Annotated in this window: 2 protein-coding genes; one reads left to right on the top strand and one right to left on the bottom strand. The window is 63.5% G+C overall.

The genetic code is table 11. The annotated features are described in order from the left end of the window. Nucleotides 1–253: P1 family peptidase (locus HX846_RS37160; protein WP_178967458.1), on the bottom strand; the 253-nt coding region annotated here is incomplete at its 3' end. Nucleotides 254–559: 306 nt separating this feature from the next. Between HX846_RS37160 and HX846_RS37155 the strand changes: the two genes are divergently transcribed. After that, on the top strand, nucleotides 560–756 hold a 197-nt coding region (locus tag HX846_RS37155), incomplete at its 3' end, for a hypothetical protein (protein ID WP_178967457.1).

The raw sequence follows: 756 nt of genomic DNA, 5'->3' as shown, positions 1-756 counted from the left end.
CATCCGCCGCCGCCAGGCCAAACACCGAGCCACCGGCAAACACCAGCGCGTGCAGCTGGCCCACCATGTTCTCCGGCTCCAGCGCCGCGGTTTCGCGACCACCTGGGCCTCCACCGCGAATGTCGATACTGGCAGTCCAGAAACCATCCGGGCGGATCACCGTGACGCCGGTGTCGGCGTACAGGTCTGTGGCGTGGCCAACCTCCAGGCCGGGAATATCAGTGAGGGCGTTGCGCGGGCCAGGTCTAGGCATACAGAAAAGCTTCCTTGGGTTTAGGTATGGCGTGGGGAGAGCAAGGGGTGTGCCAAGGAGGCGCTCCCCCGGCCCAGCGTACGCTAGCAGCTTCGCGAAAAAATCCCCTGCACAAAAACCAACACCCTGCCCTTCCGCCTGTTAGAAAAACACCAGCCGCCCCGCAAACCCTCCAACAACTCCTTGTTATCCAAGACTTTTCAGCGATGGCACAGCCTTTGCTCTCCTGCCTCCACCAGAGCTTGAACTTAACAAGCCGTCCTCGAACAAGGCCCGTTGCCTAACCACACTGGAGTGTTGCACATCATGAATCCATCACGCGCCGCCGGCCGCCGCCAACCCGGCAAGGCTTTCGCCCATACCCTGTTGTTCCTCGCCGTGTGCGAGGCCGTCAGCTATAGCAGCCTGACCCTCGCCGCCGACGCCCCGGCCAGCGACAACCCCCTGGACACCGTCGTGGTCATCGGCAACCGTGGCCAGGCCCGCACCCTGGCCGACAGCCC

It is taken from the genome of Pseudomonas sp. K5002 (genome assembly GCF_013386655.1).
Classification (GTDB): Bacteria; Pseudomonadota; Gammaproteobacteria; order Pseudomonadales; family Pseudomonadaceae; genus Aquipseudomonas.
Note: the sequence above shows the minus strand (reverse complement) of the source record. Positions and strands in the feature narration are given on the sequence as shown.